Source organism: Streptomyces sp. CAI-85 (assembly GCF_013363615.1).
Lineage (GTDB): Bacteria > Actinomycetota > Actinomycetes > Streptomycetales > Streptomycetaceae > Streptomyces > Streptomyces antibioticus_B.
Genome location: NZ_JAANNX010000012.1, coordinates 16,244 through 34,278 on the forward strand (window position 1 = coordinate 16,244; position 18,035 = coordinate 34,278).

Annotated in this window: 16 protein-coding genes and 1 pseudogene; 7 read left to right on the forward strand and 10 right to left on the reverse strand. The window is 72.8% G+C overall.

The genetic code is table 11. The features are described 5' to 3' along the window. Positions 1–18: 18 nt before the first annotated feature. Positions 19–540, forward strand: a complete 522-nt coding sequence (locus G6W55_RS16490) for a MarR family winged helix-turn-helix transcriptional regulator (protein ID WP_078636160.1) — start codon at positions 19–21, stop codon at positions 538–540. 33 nt (positions 541–573) lie between these two features. On the opposite strand, the gene G6W55_RS16495 is transcribed toward G6W55_RS16490, so the two are convergent. Beyond that, on the reverse strand, positions 574–1,692 hold the full coding sequence (locus G6W55_RS16495) for a CapA family protein (RefSeq protein WP_175521712.1): 1,119 nt from the start codon (positions 1,690–1,692) through the stop codon (positions 574–576). Between the two features lie 280 nt (positions 1,693–1,972). On the opposite strand from G6W55_RS16495, the gene G6W55_RS16500 reads away from it, so the two are divergent. The 3 genes from G6W55_RS16500 to G6W55_RS16510 all read left to right on the forward strand — a co-directional run bounded on the left by G6W55_RS16500 (position 1,973) and on the right by G6W55_RS16510 (position 3,969). Continuing rightward, positions 1,973–2,521 (forward strand): sigma-70 family RNA polymerase sigma factor, encoded by a 549-nt coding sequence (locus G6W55_RS16500; protein ID WP_030798129.1) that lies wholly within the window; start codon positions 1,973–1,975, stop codon positions 2,519–2,521. 137 nt (positions 2,522–2,658) lie between these two features. Next, a complete protein-coding gene (locus G6W55_RS16505; protein WP_175521608.1) occupies positions 2,659–3,171 on the forward strand; it encodes a hypothetical protein in 513 nt (170 codons plus the stop codon). A gap of 141 nt (positions 3,172–3,312) precedes the next feature. Next, positions 3,313–3,969: a zf-HC2 domain-containing protein gene (locus G6W55_RS16510; protein ID WP_175521609.1), complete on the forward strand. Its 657-nt coding sequence runs from the start codon at positions 3,313–3,315 to the stop codon at positions 3,967–3,969. Positions 3,970–4,031: 62 nt separating this feature from the next. On the opposite strand, the gene G6W55_RS16515 is transcribed toward G6W55_RS16510, so the two are convergent. The 3 genes from G6W55_RS16515 to G6W55_RS16525 form a co-directional block, all read right to left on the reverse strand. Further along, the gene (locus G6W55_RS16515) at positions 4,032–4,895 is read right to left on the reverse strand and encodes an Fpg/Nei family DNA glycosylase (protein WP_175521610.1); all 864 of its coding nucleotides are present in this window, start codon (positions 4,893–4,895) and stop codon (positions 4,032–4,034) included. A gap of 70 nt (positions 4,896–4,965) precedes the next feature. Next, positions 4,966–7,053 (reverse strand): SpoIIE family protein phosphatase, encoded by a 2,088-nt coding sequence (locus G6W55_RS16520; RefSeq protein ID WP_175521611.1) that lies wholly within the window; start codon positions 7,051–7,053, stop codon positions 4,966–4,968. A 53-nt stretch (positions 7,054–7,106) separates the two neighbouring features. Further along, the gene (locus tag G6W55_RS16525; protein ID WP_175521612.1) at positions 7,107–7,541 is read right to left on the reverse strand and encodes a hypothetical protein; all 435 of its coding nucleotides are present in this window, start codon (positions 7,539–7,541) and stop codon (positions 7,107–7,109) included. 139 nt (positions 7,542–7,680) lie between these two features. On the opposite strand from G6W55_RS16525, the gene G6W55_RS16530 reads away from it, so the two are divergent. Both G6W55_RS16530 and G6W55_RS16535 read left to right on the forward strand, forming a co-directional pair. Next, entirely contained in the window at positions 7,681–9,108 is a 1,428-nt protein-coding gene (locus tag G6W55_RS16530) for a lipase maturation factor family protein (RefSeq protein WP_175521613.1), read from the forward strand. Positions 9,109–9,190: 82 nt separating this feature from the next. Then, on the forward strand, positions 9,191–10,537 hold the full coding sequence (locus G6W55_RS16535; RefSeq protein ID WP_175521614.1) for an amidase: 1,347 nt from the start codon (positions 9,191–9,193) through the stop codon (positions 10,535–10,537). A 33-nt stretch (positions 10,538–10,570) separates the two neighbouring features. Here the strand turns inward: G6W55_RS16535 and G6W55_RS16540 are convergent, their stop codons facing one another. After that, positions 10,571–10,744 (reverse strand): hypothetical protein, encoded by a 174-nt coding sequence (locus tag G6W55_RS16540; protein WP_107419207.1) that lies wholly within the window; start codon positions 10,742–10,744, stop codon positions 10,571–10,573. Between the two features lie 322 nt (positions 10,745–11,066). Between G6W55_RS16540 and G6W55_RS16545 the strand changes: the two are divergent. Continuing rightward, positions 11,067–11,547: pseudogene (locus G6W55_RS16545) on the forward strand (hypothetical protein). A gap of 20 nt (positions 11,548–11,567) precedes the next feature. On the opposite strand, the gene G6W55_RS16550 reads toward G6W55_RS16545, so the two are convergent. The 5 genes from G6W55_RS16550 to G6W55_RS16570 form a co-directional block, all read right to left on the reverse strand. Then, positions 11,568–13,061 carry an SDR family NAD(P)-dependent oxidoreductase gene (locus tag G6W55_RS16550; protein ID WP_030798116.1) on the reverse strand — a complete coding sequence of 498 codons (1,494 nt, stop codon included), beginning with the start codon at positions 13,059–13,061 and terminating at the stop codon, positions 11,568–11,570. A gap of 101 nt (positions 13,062–13,162) precedes the next feature. Further along, positions 13,163–14,488, reverse strand: a complete 1,326-nt coding sequence (locus G6W55_RS16555; RefSeq protein WP_175521615.1) for a wax ester/triacylglycerol synthase family O-acyltransferase — start codon at positions 14,486–14,488, stop codon at positions 13,163–13,165. A 102-nt stretch (positions 14,489–14,590) separates the two neighbouring features. Beyond that, positions 14,591–15,811: a glucose-1-phosphate adenylyltransferase gene (glgC, locus tag G6W55_RS16560; RefSeq protein WP_175521616.1), complete on the reverse strand. Its 1,221-nt coding sequence runs from the start codon at positions 15,809–15,811 to the stop codon at positions 14,591–14,593. Positions 15,812–15,862: 51 nt separating this feature from the next. Beyond that, positions 15,863–17,026 carry a glycogen synthase gene (gene glgA, locus G6W55_RS16565; RefSeq protein ID WP_175521617.1) on the reverse strand — a complete coding sequence of 388 codons (1,164 nt, stop codon included), beginning with the start codon at positions 17,024–17,026 and terminating at the stop codon, positions 15,863–15,865. A 39-nt stretch (positions 17,027–17,065) separates the two neighbouring features. Beyond that, a complete protein-coding gene (locus tag G6W55_RS16570; RefSeq protein ID WP_309243736.1) occupies positions 17,066–17,809 on the reverse strand; it encodes a (2Fe-2S)-binding protein in 744 nt (247 codons plus the stop codon). Positions 17,810–18,035 lie beyond the last annotated feature (226 nt).

Genomic DNA, 18,035 nt, shown 5'->3' on the forward strand with positions numbered 1-18,035 from the left:
TTTGGCAACCAAGGTGTCATGTTGCCGGGGGTGCATGATGTGGGGGTGAACGACACCGCCCCGCCGCCTCCCGCCGACAGCCCCCTCCCACCCGACGAACTCGGCCACCGGCTCACCGAGGTCTTCGATCTGGTCGGCCCGCTCTACCGGCGCGCGCTGCGCAAGGTCGAACAGGGCGAGGCCGTGGAGGGCGCGTCCGTCGGGGTCCGCTCGGTGCTCGATCTGCTGCGCCGCAAAGGCGATCTGACGGTCCCTCAGCTCAGCCGGATCCAGGCGCTGAGCCGGCAGTTCGTGCAGCGCATGGTCAACGACGCGGCGGCGCACGGGTGGGTGGAGATCCTCCCCAACCCCGCGCACCAGCGGTCGTCGCTCATCCGGATCACCGAGGAGGGCCGGACCCTGATCGCCACCGTCCTGGACCGGGAGCACACCCTGAACCGCCAGGTCGGGGGCGATCTGACCGACGCGGAGGTACGGGCCTGCGTACGGGTGCTGCGGGAGATGCTGAGGACGTTCGACCACGTCGACGTCGACGACTGACCGCCCGCCCCCGCATCCGCCGCTCCCGCTCCCCTACTCCCCCATCACCAGGCCGTCCTTGGCGGCGCCGCGGCTCAGCACGACGTCCCGGATCCGGTCGCGCACGCCCTCGACGGCCGCGCCCTGGGAGAGGACCTGGTTGAGGTTGACCACCCGGCCCGCGTCGACGTCGTACATCTGCGGCACGAACTCGGCCTTGCGCACCTCCCAGCGGCCGCCGGCCTTCGCGGGCGGGGCGAAGGTGAAGCGGGCGACGGTGGACTGGTTGCCGCGCGGGTCGCGGGCGCCCGCGTTGTTGAACATCTCGCCGGCGACCTGGTCGCCCATGCCGTAGACCACCCAGGTGCCGTTGACCTTCTCGTACGCCTGCGGGACATGGGCGTGGGTGCCCAGGATCAGATCGATGTCGGGGCGGTCGCCGGTGCGGGAGGCGGTGAGGGCGCGGGCCAGGGTCAACTGCCGGTCGTCCGGCGCGTCCTGCCACTCGGTGCCCCAGTGCAGGGAGACGACGACCACGTCGGCGCCCGCCTGCCGGGCGGCCTTGGCGTCGGCGAGGATTCTGCCCTCGTCGATCAGGTTGACGGTCCACGGCTGCCCCTCGGGCAGCGGGATGCCGTTGGTGTCGTAGGTGTAGGCGAGGTGGGCGACCTGGGCCGGACCGGCGCGCAGCAGCGTGACCGCGCTGCCCTCGGCCTGGGTGCGTGCGGTGCCCGCGTGGCGCACGCCGGCGCCGTCGAGCGCGTCGAGGGTGCGCTGCACTCCGGCGGCGCCGTCGTCGAGGCTGTGGTTGGAGGCGGTGGAGCAGCCGTCGTAGCCGGTCGCGGCGACGGCCGGGGCGATCTCGGGCGGGGACTTGAACACCGGGTAGCCGGTGTAGAGGCCGTCCGCGCCGTACACGGTCTCCATGTGACACAGCGCCAGATCGGCGCGGGAGACGACCGGTCGGATGCCCTCGAACATCGGGCGGAAGTCGTAGCCCGCGCCGCCGGCGTCGAAGCGCGCCCGGTCGATGACCGAGTCGTGCGGGACGATGTCACCGGAGGCGACGAGCGTGAAGCCGCGGCCGGCGGCCGGCGCCGGGTTCCCGGCCCGGTCCGCCGGGCGGTCGTCGCGGGCCTGGCAGGCGGCGGCCGCGGCGAGGATCGCGGTCATGGCGAGCGCCACCTGGTGTCTGCGGGCGAGGAACACCGGTTCACCTCAATTCTGACGCATTGTCATATTTACGCACGTACCACCTTTAGCTCATCGACGCGAAGGGGACGCCCCGGCACTCCCGTCGCCCGGCCCGATGCGCGCGATCGGCCTAGACGCGGTCGGCGCGGTCGGCGCGGTCCGACCGTTCGTCGTACCGTTCGCCGACGCGATCGACCGTCCGCCGCACGCCCGCGTGCGCGCCCTGTCCCGAAACCGTCCCTTGCGATGCCATACGCGCATGACCGCCGGGACCGCCCTCACCACCAGGACGACGACCGCCGAGCACGAGCTGGCCGCACTCCAGCGCGAGCACGGACGGCCGCTCTTCGCGCTGCTCCTGAGGCTCTGCGACGGCGACCGCCAGCGCGCCGAGGACCTCGTCCAGGAGACCCTGGTGCGCGCCTGGCAGAACCCCGAGGCGCTGCGCGCCGACGCCTTCGACTCCGTACGGCCCTGGCTGCTCACCGTCGGCCGGCGGCTCGCGATAGACGCGCGCCGGGCCCGGCAGGCGCGCCCCGCCGAGGTCGGGGACGCCGTCCTGGAGAACGCGCCGGTCTGTGCCGACCACGCCGAACGGGCCGCCGCGACCCTCGATGTGCGCGAGGCTGTGAAGACACTCACTCCCGAACACCGGGACGTCCTGGTGCTCGTGTACTTCCGCGGGGCCAGTGTGGCGGAGGCCGCCGAGACCCTCGGCATCCCGCCCGGTACCGTGAAGTCGCGCGCGTACTACGCGCTGCGCGCCCTGCGCCGGGTGCTTCCCGGTTACGCGCCCGACCTGGGCTGAAACCCGGCGTCGAGTCAAACCTCCGTAAAGTGCCTTGCCGTGGACCTCGGTTGAGCAGTCGGGTGTCCTTATCCGTGTTCCGGACCGGCGATCCCGGCATCGGGCGACGCGCACGCACCGGAGGAAGGCAGGAAGGGATGCTGCACAGAGGTCATCGGAGCACGGACGGCCACGGCGGCGGTGAACTCACCGTTCCCATGGCCTGGTTGTACGCCGAGTACATCGCCGACGAACTGCTGCGGACCGGCGATCTCATGCCGCCGACGTCCTTCGAGTTCCGCGCCGGGCGCGACGCGCTGGCCCTGACCATCTTCCTCTCGGACACCGACGGGGAACTGCCCGGCATCCGGGTCGTGACTCAGTTGGAGACCTGGCTTTCGCTCACGGCGTACGACCAGCCGTGGCAGAACTGGGTCGCGGAACGTATGTCTCAACTGAAGGCGGAGGCCGCCCGGTCGGACTCCCCCGCCCCCGATCTCGATCTGGCCGAGGCCGCCTGGCGCTGGCTGGAGGAGACCGAGCTGCTGGCGCCGGATCTGAACGCGGTTCCGGGCGGCGCGCCGGCCGGCGAGGACGAGGGTCCGAAGGTGTGGACACCCGCCTGGCAGCTCGGTCTGCCCCTCGGCCACCTGGCGATTCATCTTTTCTAGATTCACACCAATCCGCGCGCGCGACCGCTCCGAACACCTGGGTCACGATTCGGTACGTGGCTTGAGTGATTCGGGTGCCTGGTCCGTACCGGTGGGAGCAAGGAGTAACCCCACTGGCACCCAAAGGCACGAGGTTTCGGCATGAGGTCCCTGGAAAGGCATCGCGACGTCGCCGCGTACGCGCTCGGCGTGCTGGACGAGGCGGAAGCCTTCCGTTTCGAGGACCACCTCATGGAGTGCGCGAGCTGCACCGCGCAGGTGACCGAATTCGGCCCTACGGCACGGCAGATGATGCTCTACCGCCGCGCCACCCCGCGCACGGTGCACCCCTTCGCGGGTCCCGGGCCGCGGCTGCTCGACCGGCTGCTCGGTGAGGTGGCGACCAGGCGGCGAGCCGCCCGGCGCCGGCTGATGTTCGCCCTCGCCGCCTCGGTGGTCGTGGCCCTCGCCGGACCCGCGGTCGCGATGATGGCGGGCGGGGACGGCGGCGACGACCCGGTCCGGGTCACCGCGACCGACGAGAAGTCCGGGGTGTGGGCCGAGGTCACCGTGGAGGACGCGGCCTGGGGCAGCCAGATCGAGCTGAAGGTGAAGGACGGCGCCGGTCCCCGGCCCTGCCGGCTGGTCGCCATCGGCCAGGACGGCTCCGAGCAGACCGTCACGAGCTGGACCGTCCCGCTGCACGACGCCCGCCCCAACACCATGCACGGCGGTGCCGCCTGGCACCCCGAGGAGATCGTCCGCTACGAGCTGCGCACCGCGACCGGCGAACACCTCGTGACCCTGCCGGTGGACTAGCCGCCGAAGCGATCCGCCAGGTCAGGGCCTGTTCCAGGTCAGCGTCTACTTCAGGTCGGCGTCTATTTCAGCAGCCGGGACATCCGGCGGTCCGCCAGCGGCTTCCCGCCCGTCTGGCAGGTGGGGCAGTACTGGAGCGACGAGTCGCTGAACGACACCTCGCGGATGGTGTCCCCGCACACCGGGCACGGTTCCCCGGTCCGGCCGTGCACCCGCAGCCCCGTCTTCTTCTCCGCCTTCAGCCGCCCCGCGGCCAGGCCCCGGGAGCGGTCGACCGCCCCGGTGAGCGTGGAGCGCAAAGCCTCGTACAGCGTGTGGATCTCCGCCGGGGTGAGCGACGCGGCCAGCTTGAACGGCGACATCCGGGCCGCGTGCAGGATCTCGTCGCTGTAGGCGTTGCCGACACCCGCGATCAGGCTCTGGTCCCGCAGGGCGCCCTTGAGCTGACGCCGTTCCCCCGCCAGCAGTGCGGCCAGCCGCGCCTCGTCGAAGTCCGGGGCCAGCGGGTCGGGGCCGAGCCGGGCCACCCCGGGCACCTCCGCCGGGTCCCGGACCACGTACACCGCGAGCCGCTTCTGGGTGCCGGCCTCGGTCAGGTCGAAGCCCTCGCCCGTCTCCAGGGCGACCCGCAGCGCGAGGGGTCCCTTGCCGGGCCGGGGCGGTCCGTCGGGCAGCCGGTCCCGCCAGTGCAGCCAGCCGGCGCGGGCGAGATGCGTGACGAGATGCGGTCCGCCCTCCGTCCGGAAGTCCAGGAACTTCCCGAACCGGCTCACCGCGGTGACCTCGTGCCCCTCGACGGCGGTGAGCGGCGGGTCGTACGTCTTCAGGACGCTGATCGCCACCGGCAGGACGCGCACGATCTCTCGGCCGACGACGCGCTCGGTGAGGAAGTCCTTGAGCGCTTCGACCTCGGGGAGTTCCGGCATACGTCCAGAGTGCCACGCGGGACGCCGGGGGCTCGCGGGACGGCAGGGGCTGCGGAGCGGCGGCGGTGTGTCAGGTCTCGTCCGGTACGACGAACTCGCACCACACGCACTTGCCGCCGCCCCGCGCCTCCACGCCCCAGACGTCCGCGAGCAGGTCCACCAGGAGCAGTCCCCGTCCGGAGACCCCCGACTCGCCCGCCTCGCGGCGGCGCGGCAGGGCGCTGGAGGAGTCCTCGACCTCGACCCGCAGCCGCCGGTCGGCGCCGGTGAAGGCCCGCAGGGTGACGATCGCGGCGCCCTCGGTGTGCATCAGGGCGTTGGTGATCAGTTCGTCGGCGACCAGCTCGATCTCGTCGGCGTGGTCGCGGGCGCCCCAGGCACGGACGGCGGCGCGGATCATGTGGCGGGCCCCGGTGAGGGCCTCCGGGTCGCCGGGTGCCACGTGCTGCTGGAGCCGGCCGCCGGTGCGCGGGGTGTCCTGGCCGCGCCGGCGCAGCAGGAGCAGGGCCACGTCGTCGTCCCCGCCGCGCTCCTCGGCGACCTCGATCAGCCGGTCGGCGAGCCCGCGGACGTCCTCGGGGCCGGCGGCGATCAGCGCGGCGAGGCTGAGCATGCCGTCGTCGACGTCGGCGCCGGGCTGTTCGACCAGGCCGTCGGTGCAGAGCAGCAGGGTGTGGCCGGGGTCCAGTTCGATGGTGCCGACGGGGTATTCGAGGCTGCCGAACTCGGCGGAGAGCCCGAGCGGCAGCCCGCCGGGGACGGAGACGCGCCGGCAGGTGCCGTCCAGGGCGCGCAGCAGCGGGTCGATGTGCCCGGCGCGGACGAGCTGGACGACGCCGGTGGACAGGTCGGCCTCGGCGTACAGGCAGGTGGCGAAGCGGTCGGTGTCCAGTTCGTGCAGGAAGACCGAGGCGCGGGCCATCACGGTGGCCGGGGTGTGGCCCTCGGCGGCGTAGGCCCGCAGGACGATGCGGAGTTGGCCCATGACGGCGGCCGCGTGGGTGTCGTGGCCCTGGACGTCGCCGATGACGGCGCCGACCCGGCCGCCGGGCAGCGGGATGACGTCGTACCAGTCGCCGCCGATGTCCCGGCCCAGGGAGCCGCCGATGGTGGCGGCGCGGTAGCGGACGGCGATGTCGGCGCCGGGCACGCCGGGGATGGTGCGCGGCAGCATGGCCTGCTGGAGGCCCTGCGCGATGTCCTTCTCCTGCTCGTAGAACATGGCGCGCTGGAGGCTCTGGGCGATGCTGCTGCCGAGCGCGACGAGGATGTTGCGCTCCTCCTGGGTGAACCCGGCGCGGTTGCTGTAGAGCAGGCCCATCGCGCCGATCGGGTGGGCCTGGACGATCAGCGGCAGATAGGCCGCCGAGGTGATCTTCAGGTCGGTGATGTGCGGCCAGAGCACGGGGTAGCCGGCCGCGAACTCCTCGGGCGACTCGATGAACCGGGGGGTGAGGGTGCGCACCACCTCGCTCATCGGGTACGGCTCGTCGATCCGGGTGACCAGGGTGCCGGGGACGAAGCTGCCCTCGGGGCCCTCGGCGACCAGCCGGATGCGGCCCGCCTCGACCAGGCCCATGACGAGGCTGGTGGCGCCGAGGTGGGTGAGGCCGTGGGTGTCCTTGAGGACGTCGATGACGTCCTGCACGGTCCGGGCGTGGGCCAGGGCGGCGGTGGTGAGCTGAACGACGTTGGTCTGTTCGCGGCGGGCGTCGTCGAGGGAGGCGTCGTCGGCGCGGGCGGCGAGGGCGCTCAGCTCGTCGGTGGCGTCACGGACGATGCCGACGATCCGGCGCGGACGGCCCGTCCCGTCGCGCCGGATGTAGCCCTGGGTGTGGGTCCAGCGCAGGGTGCCGTCGCGCAGCCGCATCCGGAAGTAGGCGCCGTAGTTCTCGCTGCCGTCCTTGATCGCCTGGGAGACCAGTTCGTCCAGGCGGATGCCCTCGGCCGGCGGTACGCGCACGCCGAGGGAGGCGGGGTCGCCGTCGAACTCGTCGGGCCTGAGGTCGAAGATCTCGTGCGCCCGGGCGTCCATGTGGAACTGCCCCGAGTCGAGGTCCCAGTCGAAGCTGCCCATGCGGTTGAGCGCCAGGATCGGATCCGGGTGGGCGGGCCAGTCGTCCGGGAGTGACAGGGCGCTCGCTCCCCGATCAACCATGGGCCCACCTTGCCAGGGTTTGTCCGATTCTTCGACCGGGGAGCGGCCGAGGGTCACCGTCCGCCGGTGAGGGCGTCGACGGGACTGGCGAAGACGGTGTCGGCGGACACTCCGGCCTCCTGAAGTCCTTGGAGTCCTTGGAGTCCGGTGTCGGGCCCCTCGGGGACCAGTCCGTCGGCGTCGGCCGTGCCGGACTCGTCGGGCCCGTCCGGGACGAGGCCGCCACCGTCGGGCAGGTCCGGCACCTCCGGGACGGTCTCGGGGCCGAGGCCGTCGGGTGAGAGGCCGTCGGGTGAGAGGCCCTCGGTGGAGAGACCGGATTCGAGGTCGGAGCCGAAGGGCTCGGCGAGCGCGTCGCACGCCTCCCCGGCCGGGACGACCAGACGGGTGCCCGGCACCGGATCCGTACCGGCGTCGCCGCGCCCGGCGGCGAGGACCGTCGCGGCGATCGCGGCGACGGTGAGAAGGACTGTCGTGGGTAGTCGCACCGCGTTCTCCCGTATCGCCCGGTGTTAAATCGGTGGAACTTCGTCCCTTATTGTCTGCTTCACCCTTCAGGGTTACGCAAACGGAGGACGCGGACACCCTGGGTGACGGGTCCAGAATGGAACGAAGGAGCGCACGGCCGTGGAGTGGTTCACCGCACCCGAGTACGGGCTGAGCCGGCTGGTCTTCCAGCGGGCGCTGGCCGCCGTGTACCTGGTGGCGTTCCTGACGGCCGCCCTCCAGTTCCGGGCGCTGCTCGGCGAGCGCGGGATGCTGCCGGTGCCCCGGTTCACCGCGCGGGTGGGCTTCCGGCGGGCGCCGAGCCTGTTCCACTGGCGCTACTCCGACCGGCTCTTCGCGGGCTGCGCCTGGACGGGGTGCGCGCTGTCGGCGGCGCTGCTCGCGGGGGTGGACGGGCTGCTTCCGCTGTGGGCCGCGATGCTGCTGTGGGCGCTGCCCTGGGCGCTGTACCTGTCGATCGTCAACGTCGGCCAGACCTGGTACGCGTTCGGCTGGGAGTCCCTGCTCCTGGAGACCGGGTTCCTCGCGGTGTTCCTCGGCAACGACGAGGTGGGCCCGCCGGTGCTGGTGCTGTTCCTGCTGCGCTGGATCCTGTTCCGGGTGGAGTTCGGGGCGGGGCTGATCAAGATGCGCGGCGACGCGTGCTGGCGCCGGCTCACCTGTCTGGACCACCATCACGAGACGCAGCCGATGCCGGGCCCGCTGAGCTGGTTCTTCCACCATCTGCCGAAGCCGCTGCACCGGGTCGAGGTGGCCGCCAACCATGTCACCCAGTTGGCGGTGCCGTTCCTGCTCTTCACCCCGCAGCCGCTGGCGACGGCCGCCGCTTCCCTGATGATCCTGACCCAGCTCTGGCTGGTGCTCTCCGGGAACTTCTCCTGGCTGAACTGGATCACGATCGTGCTGGCCTCCTCCGCCCTGGCCCTGCCCTCCGGCGACCGCTCCTTCCCCGCCACCCCGCTCTGGTACGAGGTGGTGGTGTGCGCCGTGGCCGCGCTGCTGGTCTTCCTGAGCCATGGCCCGGTGCGGAACATGCTCTCCCGCCGCCAGGTCATGAACCGCTCCTTCGACCCGCTCCACCTGGTCAACACCTACGGCGCGTTCGGCAGCGTGAGCCGGGTCCGGCACGAGGTGGTCGTCGAGGGCACGCTCGACGAGGTCCCGCGCGAGGACTCGGACTGGCGGGAGTACGAGTTCAAGGGCAAGCCGGGTGATCCACGGCGCTGGCCGCGCCAGTTCGCGCCGTACCATCTGCGGCTCGACTGGATGATGTGGTTCGCCGCGCTCTCCCCCTCCTACGCGGGCGCCTGGTTCGGGGTGCTGGTGGAACGGCTCCTGGAGAACGACCGGGACACGCTGAGGCTGCTGCGCCGTTCGCCGTTCCCGCCGGACCGGCCGCCCCGGCACGTCCGGGCCCGCCTCTTCCGGTACCGGTACACGAGCTGGCGCGAGCTGCGGGAGACGGGCGCGTGCTGGGAGCGGACGTATGTGCGCGAGTACCTGCCGCCGACCCGGCTGGCGGCCACGAGCGCGGAACCGGCGCCCTGACGGCCTCTCGACGTGGGCCCGGCGGCGCGGCACAGTTCTCCTGGTACTCGTCAGTAACGCCACGCACACCGAGGGAGTCGCCGTGACCGACTGGGCCGGCCGGACCGCCGTCGAGATCGCCGCCGCCGTACGCGCGAAGGAGGCCACGCCCCGGGAGGTGGTGGCCGAGCATCTGGCGCGGATCGAGCGGCTGGACGGGGGGATCGGGGCGTTCCGTGTCGTGCGGGCGGAGGCGGCGCCGGCCGAGGCCGACGAGCTGGCCGCCCGCCCGGACCTGGCCGAACTGCCGCTGGCCGGGGTGCCGGTGGCGGTCAAGGACAATCTCGCGGTGCGCGGCGAGTCCCTGCGCGTGGGGTCGGCCGCGACGCCGGACACGCCGGCCGGCGACGACCATGTCACGGTGGCCCGGCTGCGGGCGGCGGGCGCGGTGGTCGTGGGGCTGACGAACGTGCCGGAGCTGTGTGTCTTCGGCACCACCGAGGGGGTGCACGGCACCGCCCGCAATCCGTGGGACACCTCGCGCACGGCGGGCGGTTCGTCCGGCGGCAGCGCGGCCGCGGTGGCCGCCGGGATGGTGCCGCTGGCGCTGGGCAACGACGGCATGGGCTCGCTGCGGATCCCGGCGGCCAACTGCGGTCTGGTGACCATCAAGCCGGGCCACGGGGTGGTGCCGGCGGGGATCGGCGAGGGCGACTGGTTCGGGATGTCGGAGAACGGCCCGCTGGCCACGACGGTGGCGGACGTCCGGCTGATGCTGTCGGTGCTTGCGGCCGCCGACGTGGCAGCGCCCGAGGAGGAGCCCGGGGCGCTGCGGATCGCCGTCTCCACCCGCAGTCCGCTGGCGGGGGTCCGGGTCAGCGCGCCGTACGCGGGCGCGGCGCGGGACGCGGCGGGGGTGCTGATGCGGGCGGGTCATCAGGTGCGGCGGGCCGAGCCGCCGTATCCGCTGTCGCTGTCGGTGACGTCGCTGGCGCACTGGACGGCGGGCACGGCGGTGGACGCGGCGGGTCTCGACAGCCGGCTGCTGACCCGGCGCACCCGGGTGCACGCGGCGATCGGCCGGCGGTTCGTGAACCGGGTACGGGACGGCGCGGCGCGGGAGGGGCTGCGGCGCCGGCTCGAACCGTTCTTCGCGGAGTACGACGTGCTGCTCACCCCGGCGCTGGCGCGGCGTTCGCCGCGGTCCGGGCCGTGGCACGAGCGGGGCTGGCTGCGCAATGTCCTGGCGAACACGAACTACTCGCCGATGACCCCGCCGTGGAACCTGACCGGCTGGCCGGCGATGGCGGTGCCCTTCGGCACGCTGCCGTCGGGTGCGCCGGCCGCCGTACAGCTCGTGGGGCGGCCGGGGTCGGAGGGGCAACTGCTGCGGGTGGCGGAGCAGTTGGAGTCACTGCGTCCGTGGCACCGGACCGCCCCGCTGGAGTAGGCGCCTCGTCGGGGCGGGATCCGGCCGGGAGGGTCAGTCCACGCTGGGCAGGATGTGGGGCTCGGCGAGGTCGTCCTCGTAGCCCGCGAGGCGGATCGGGGCGGAGCGGGCCCACACGTCGAGGCTGCGGATGTCGCCGGGCCTGCGGCCGGCCCGCTCCGGGCGTTCCTTGGGACGTTGCTCGCGATTCGTCTTCTCCGGTGTCACCGCGCACTCCTTATGTGTCGGGTCACCCTCGGGGCGTGCCGGTCAGTCTGCGATCCGGCGCTGAACGCTCCCTGGGGTCTGGCTGGAGCCGGTGGCGACGCTGTGGTGCCGGTGGCTCCGAGGAGAGCTGGCCGTTGTGAACCGGCTTGTCCCAGACGGACGGTGGGTGTGGGTGGCACTCCGTCCTGCTGTCCGTCGGCTACAGAGTAACCAGATGAGCGGGGGGTCGCTCGATAGGGCTGAAAATTTGGGGTAACCATGGCACGTCACCCGTATGTCCCCGCAGGTGAATTGAACCTTTATCCCAGTAAAAGCACCCACCGTGTTCACCCGTCCGGCGTACACGTGTCACGACGGGGCGGCTCCGGGAGCACCCGGCGACGACCTGCTGTACGCCTGCCGGGGTGTGTGGGACACCCCGGGAGTCCGGGCGCTCCGGGCCCGATCTGCACGAGCACGCGCTCCGCACGGCCGCGCTGCTGCGCCGAAGCCGCCCCGCGGACAAGGAACTCCAGCTCACCGGGCTGGTCCAGCCCATAGGCCGACTGCTGCGCCCCACCGACCCCGCGGGCCGTGCCGGGCGGGCCGCCGGGGCCGTGCGTCCGCTGCTGGGCGCCCGGGTCGCCCGTCTGGTCGGGCTGCACCCGTGGCGCGGCGGCCCGGCGGACGACGATCTGCTCCGGCTGTGTCAGGCCGCCGAGGAGGGCAGGGCCGCCAGGTTCGACGCCGGGGTGCTGGAGGACTGGCGGACGGTGGTGGAGCTGGTCGCCGCGCGCAACGCCCGTCTGAGGGCGGTGGATTGACCCCTAAATACCCCTGTCCGTCACCACTTGCCCGGTACGTAGTCCTTGAGGAAGACGCCGTACACGTCGTCGCCGGTCTCGCCGCGGACCACGGGGTCGTAGACCCGGGCCGCGCCGTCGACCAGGTCGAGCGGGGCGTGGAAGCCCTCCTCGGCGAGGCGCAGCTTGTCGTAGTGGGGGCGTTCGTCGGTGATCCAACCGGTGTCGACCGAGGTCATCAGGATGCCGTCGGTCTGGAACATCTCCTGGGCGCTGGTCCGCGTGACCATGTTCATCGCGGCCTTGGCGGCGTTGGTGTTGGGGTGTCCGGCGCCCTTGTAGCCGCGGCCGAAGACGCCCTCCATCGCGGAGACGTTGACGACGTAGGCGCGCTTGCTGCCGGCCCGGCGCGCGGCCTCGGCCATGGCCGGGCGGAGCTTGCTGATGAGGATGAAGGGCGCCGTGTAGTTGCAGAGCTGGGTCTCCAGCAGTTCCACCGGGGAGATCTGCTCGATGGTCTGCACCCAGGTGTTGGTGTCGACGACGTCGGGGACGAGACCGCCCGCGTCGATGGCGGTGCCGTCGAGGTGCCGGGCCACGCTGGCGTTGCCGGCGACCAGCGCGAGGTCGGCGACCTGCTGGGCGTCCAGCCCGCTGGTGCCCAGCGGCAGCGCGGCCAGACCGTCGACCGCGCCGGAGTTGAAGGCGCCGATGACCTGGTGGGCCGGCAGCTCACCGGCGGGCAGCGGGGCGCTCTCGCCCTCGACCAGGGCGGCGTAGGCGGTGGGCAGCCGGCGTACGGTCTGCGTCGCGTTGTTGATCAGGATGTCGAGCGGGCCCTGCTCGGCCACCTGGTCCGCCAGGGCGACCGCCTGGGCGGGGTCGCGCAGGTCGATGCCGACGACCTCCAGGCGGTGGATCCAGTCCCCCGAGTCGTCCATCGCCGTGAAGCGGCGGATCGCGTCCTTGGGGAAGCGGGTCGTGATCGTGGTGTGCGCGCCGTCGCGCAGCAGCCGCAGCGCGATGTACATGCCGATCTTGGCGCGGCCGCCGGTGAGCAGCGCGCGCTTGCCGGTGAGGTCGGCGCGGACGTCCCGCTTGGCGCGGTTCAGCGCGGCGCACTCCGGACAGAGCTGGTGGTAGAAGTAGTCGACCTCGACGTACCGCGTCTTGCAGGTGTAGCAGGAGCGCGGGCGCTGGAGTATCCCCGCGATCCTGCCCGCCTCGGTGACGGAGGACGGCAGGATGCCCTCGGTCTCGTCGTCGATGCGCTGCGCGGAGCCGGTCGCGGTGGCCTCGGTGACCGCCTTGTCGTGGGCGGTCTTGGCGGCCCGGCGCTCCTGGCGACGGCGCTGCTTCACCGTGCGGTAGATACCGGCGGTCGCCCGGCGCACCGCGATCGCGTCGGGGTGGTCGACGTCCAGCTTGTCGAGTTCGTCGAGCACGGCGAGGCAGACGGCGAGCCGCTCGGGGTCGATGCCGGGGCCGTAGACCGTCTCGTCCATGGCCGCCGGGCCGTCCTCTGTCACCGTCATCGCGCTGCCGTTCCCTGATCGCCGTGCGGCGCTCCGACCGCGCCCGCTTTCGAACGGGGAAGTCTACGGAGCGCCGGGCCCCTCCTCCAAACCCGTTCAGGTCAAGGGCGGCAGGCCGTGATGAGTGTCTCCATCTCGGCGGTCAGGGCGTGCGCGAACCGGTCGAGATCCGGTACGGCCTCGGCGTCGGCGACCAGCCCGTAGTGGACCCGGCCGCGGTACGTCGAGACGGCGACCGCCAGGGACTGTCCGGCGGCGAGCGGGGCGTACGGGAAGACCTCGTCCACCTGGTGGCCGCCGAGCCTCAGACCGATGCCGGGCAGCGGGACGCTGGTGACCAGGATGTCGAACCAGAGCCGGGCGGCCTGGCCGACCAGCGGTCCGCCGAGCCGGTGGCCGAGCGCCGGGACATGGTCGGCGAGCAGGGCGACGGCGCCCGCGCCCCGGCCGGGTCCTGCGTCCTTGTTGCGGTCCATGGCGGTGCGGACCTGCGCGAGCCGGCCGAGCGGGTCGGGGTCGTCGACCGGAAGCCGTATCAGGTACCCGGAGAGCCGGTTGCCCTGTGGGTGGGCGGTGCGCGGGCGGCGCTGGGAGACCGGGATCAGGGCGCGGGGCCGGATGCCGTCGCTGCCGTCGCCGCGCTCGTCCAGCCAGCGGCGCAGCGCGCCGGCGACCAGGGCGATCAGGACGTCGTTGACGGTGCCCCCGACGACCTTGCGGACCCGGTGCACGTCGTCCAGGTCGAGGACGACCCCGGCGGTACGGCGGGTGCCCGTGGGCTCGGCCGTGAGCGCCGCCGACGAGCGCACCCCGAGCGTCGATACGGCGACGGAGGCGCCGATGTCGAGGGCGCGGCCCACGTCGGAGACGGCGCCGCGCAGCAGTCCGGGCAGCCGGCGCACGTCGGGCAGCAGACCGCGGGCGGGCTCGGCGGGGCGGGGCCGGGGCGCGGGCATGTCCAGCGGGTCGAGGACGGCGGCGGCCAGGGTCAGGGCGCGCAGTCCGTCGGCGAGGGCGTGGTGGAACTTGAAGAGCACGGCGAAGGACGGCCCGCCGTGCTCGCCCGGGATGACGTGGGCCTCCCACGGCGGGCGGCCGCGCTCCAGCGGGCACTCCATGAGCCGGCCGGCCTCGGCCTGGAAGTCGGCGGCCGCCGGGTGCAGGCGGACATGGTGGGCGGGGTCGAAGTCCGGGTCGCTCTCGCGCACCGCCCGCCCGAAGCCGAGCGGCCGCCACTGGTCCCGGATCCGCATGCGCAGCCCGGGGACGGCGGCCGCGCGGGCGGCCAGCAGGTCGGCGGCGTGGGCGGCCGCGGCGGGCGAGTCCGCCGAGAACACCCCGAGGGCGCCGAGGTGCATGGGGTGCTCGGGCGAGTCGATGCTCCAGAACGCCAGGTCGAGGGGTGCCAGCAGATCATCAGCAGTCACGGGCTTGCCTCGCGTCGACGACAGGTGGACCGTCAGTCAACCCCGCACGGGCGATTACGGTCAAGCACGCTCATGCTACGCACAGTTAACAGCGGATTAAGTTCAGGGCACCCGCTGCCCCTTGCCCAGGGCGATCACCCCGGCCTTGGACACGGAGTACAGCTCGGCGTCCCGTTCCGGGTTCACACCGATGGTCGCACCCGGGGGCACCTCGACGTTCTTGTCGAGGACGGCGCCGCGCACCACCGCGCCCCGTCCGACGCGCACGTTGTCGTGCAGGATCGCCCCCTGGACGACCGCGCCCGGATCGACCACCACGCCCGGTGACAGCACGGAGCGGGTGACCTGTCCCCGGATCAGACAGCCCGCGCTGATGATCGACTCGCTGGCCATGCCGCCGGAGTTGAAGCGGGCGGGCGACAACTGGTTGGCGTGGGTGTAGATCGGCCAGTCGCGGTTGAACAGGTTGAACGCGGGCCGCTCGGCGAGCAGGTCCATATGGGCGTCGTAATAGGCGTCGAGGGTGCCGACGTCCCGCCAGTAGCCGCGGTCGCGGCTGGTCTCGCCGGGCACGTGGTTGGCACTGAAGTCGTACAGCCGGGCCTCACCGCGCGCGGTGAGCTGGGGCAGGATCGAGCCGCCCATGTCGTGCACGGACTGCTCGTCCTCGGCGTCCCGCTGGAGGGCCTCGATCAGGGCCTTGGTGGTGAAGACGTAGTTGCCCATCGAGGCGAACACCCGGTCCGGGTCGTCCGCGAGCCCGGGCGGGTCGGCGGGCTTCTCCAGGAAGCGCTGGACGGTCTGCCCGTCGGAACCCGGGGTGATCACCCCGAAGGCGGAGGACTCGGCGCGCGGGACCCGGATCCCGGCGACGGTCACCCCGGCACCGCTGTCGATGTGCTGGGCGAGCATCTGGCGCGGATCCATGCGGTACACATGGTCGGCGCCGAACACCGCGACGTACTCGGGCCGTTCGTCGTGGACCAGGTTCAGCGACTGGAGGATGGCGTCGGCGCTGCCGAGGTACCAGCGCGGGCCGAGCCGCTGCTGCGCCGGGACCGGCGTGATGTAGTTGCCCAGCAGGCTGGACATCCGCCAGGTGGTGGTGATGTGCCGGTCCAGCGAGTGCGACTTGTACTGCGTCAGCACGCAGATGCGCAGGATGTCGGCGTTGACGAGGTTGGACAGCACGAAGTCGACGAGCCGGTAGGTGCCGCCGAAGGTGACCGCCGGTTTGGCGCGGTCCGCGGTGAGGGGCATCAGGCGTTTGCCCTCGCCGCCCGCCAGCACGATCCCTAGCACCGAAGGTCCACCACGACGCATGGGCCGCTCCCCTCACCCTGGTAGAACCATGGTTGCCCCCGGCGGCCGAAACTAAGCCTGTTTGAGGATCTCCTCGTACAGGGCGACCGTGCGCCGGGCCACGGCGTCCCAGCCGAACTCCCCGACGGCGCGCGCCCGTCCGGCCTCGCCCATCCGGCGCCCGGCCTCCGGGTCGCCGATGAGCGCGTCCAGCGCCCGCGCGAGACCGGTCTCGAACTCCTCGTCCACGGTGACGAGCGTGCCGGTCACGCCGTCCTCGACGACCTCCGGGATCCCGCCGACCCGGGAGGCCACCACGGGCGTCCCGCACGCCATCGCCTCCAGATTGACGATGCCCAGCGGCTCGTACACCGAGGGGCAGACGAACACGGCGGCGTGCGTGAGGAGTTGGATGACCTCGGGGCGCGGCAGCATGCGCGGGATCCAGTGCACGCCGTCCCGGGCCCGGCTCAGCGCGGCGAACAGATCGCGGAACTCCTGCTCGATCTCCGGGGTGTCGGGGGCGCCCGCGCACAGCACCACCTGGGCCGCCGGGTCGATGTCCCGTACGGCGCGCAGCAGTTGGGGGACGCCCTTCTGCCGGGTGATGCGGCCGACGAACAGCACGAACGGCCGGTCCGGGTCGAGCCCGATGCGGGTGAGCGCGTCGGTTCCGTGGTCGGGCCGGTAGAGGCCGGTGTCGATGCCGTTGTGCACGACGCGCACCCGGTCCGGCGAGAGCGTCGGATAGCAGGCGAGGATGTCCTCGCGCATGGCCGAGGAGACGGCGATCACCGCGTCGGCGGCCTCCACGGCGGTCCGCTCGGCCCAGCTCGACAGGGCGTAGCCGCCGCCCAGTTGCTCCGCCTTCCAGGGCCGCAGCGGCTCCAGGGAGTGCGCGGTGACGACGTGCGGGACGCCGTACAGCTCCTTGGCGAGATGGCCGGCGAGCGCCGCGTACCAGGTGTGGGAGTGCACGAGGTCGCGGCCTTCGAGGGCGGCGGCCATCGCGAGGTCCACGGAGAAGGTGCGCAGCGCGTCGTTGGAGCCGTCCAGCGCGGACCAGGGCCGGTGACGCCGGACGCCCTCCGCCCGCTCCTTGACGGTCCCCTCGCCCCAGCAGTGCACATCGAGGTCGACGAGCCGTCGCACCTCGCGGGCGAGGAACTCGACATGGACGCCCGCCCCGCCGTACACGTCCGGGGGGTACTCCCGAGTCAGCAGTCCCACACGCACCCGGAACCCCCCGTTCTCCTTGGCCGGTTCCTCACATGGTCACCCAGACCGGCCGTGCGCGGAAGGGCCCGGCGGCCGTGTGAAGCAACAGTCGCCGCAGACGCCTCCGCCGGGCACCCGGTAGTAGAGGCAGCAGCTACGGCGGCGGAAGGCGGCGCCCGGTTCCGTCAGGGTGCCGGTGGGGGCGAGCAGGGGGTGGGTGAAGAGGTCGGCGGTGAGGGCACGCGCGTGTGCGGCGGCATCGGGGCGGCCGTGCGCGCGGGCCCACTGCTGGAGCTGCCGGGACGCCCCGGCCAGCGCGGACGCGGCGTTGCCGCGCAGCAGACCGGGGGCGAGCCGGTGGCGGGCGCGCAGGGCGGCGGCCAGGGGTTCGAGGTGGGCGTCGAGGACGGTCTCGGCGAGCGACGCCGCGTCCGCCGGTCCCGGCCGGATCTCGGCCGGCCACAGGTCGTCGGGGGCGCTGCCGTCCGGGTCCCAGCGCAGCGACCGGGGATCGAGGCCGGGGATCCGGCCGTACAGGACCGCGCAGCCCAGCGTGACCGACCAGAGACGGGCCGCGAGCCCCTGCTGCGCGATCGAGGCGGCCACCCGCTCCTCGGGCGTGCGCAGCGCCCGCCCCACCTTCCGGACACGGAAAGTCAGCGGATCCCGGTAAACATCCCATGTTCGGTTCTCGTACACCTCCGCCAGGGTGGGCAGCGGGCGGGGCGGAACTCCGGCCGGGCGTAGGACGAAGAAGCCGCCGAGCGGGCGGAGGGCCGGGAGTTCGGGGTCGAGGTCCACGACGTGCAGTAGTACCAAGGAGGCCGGGGCCGGGGATCGGGGGGATCCCCCAGGGGTCACCCACCTGAGGGAGGACCGGGGGCCGGTCGTACTCCATCGGCAGTAGGACCCAATGCGTGCTCAGGGACGACGACGGGAACAGATCGACAGGGCATCGTGTTGCTCATGGAAGCCGACCGTTCGCCACGCCGGGCCCCGCGCCCCGCCCTCACGCAGAGGAGCAGCT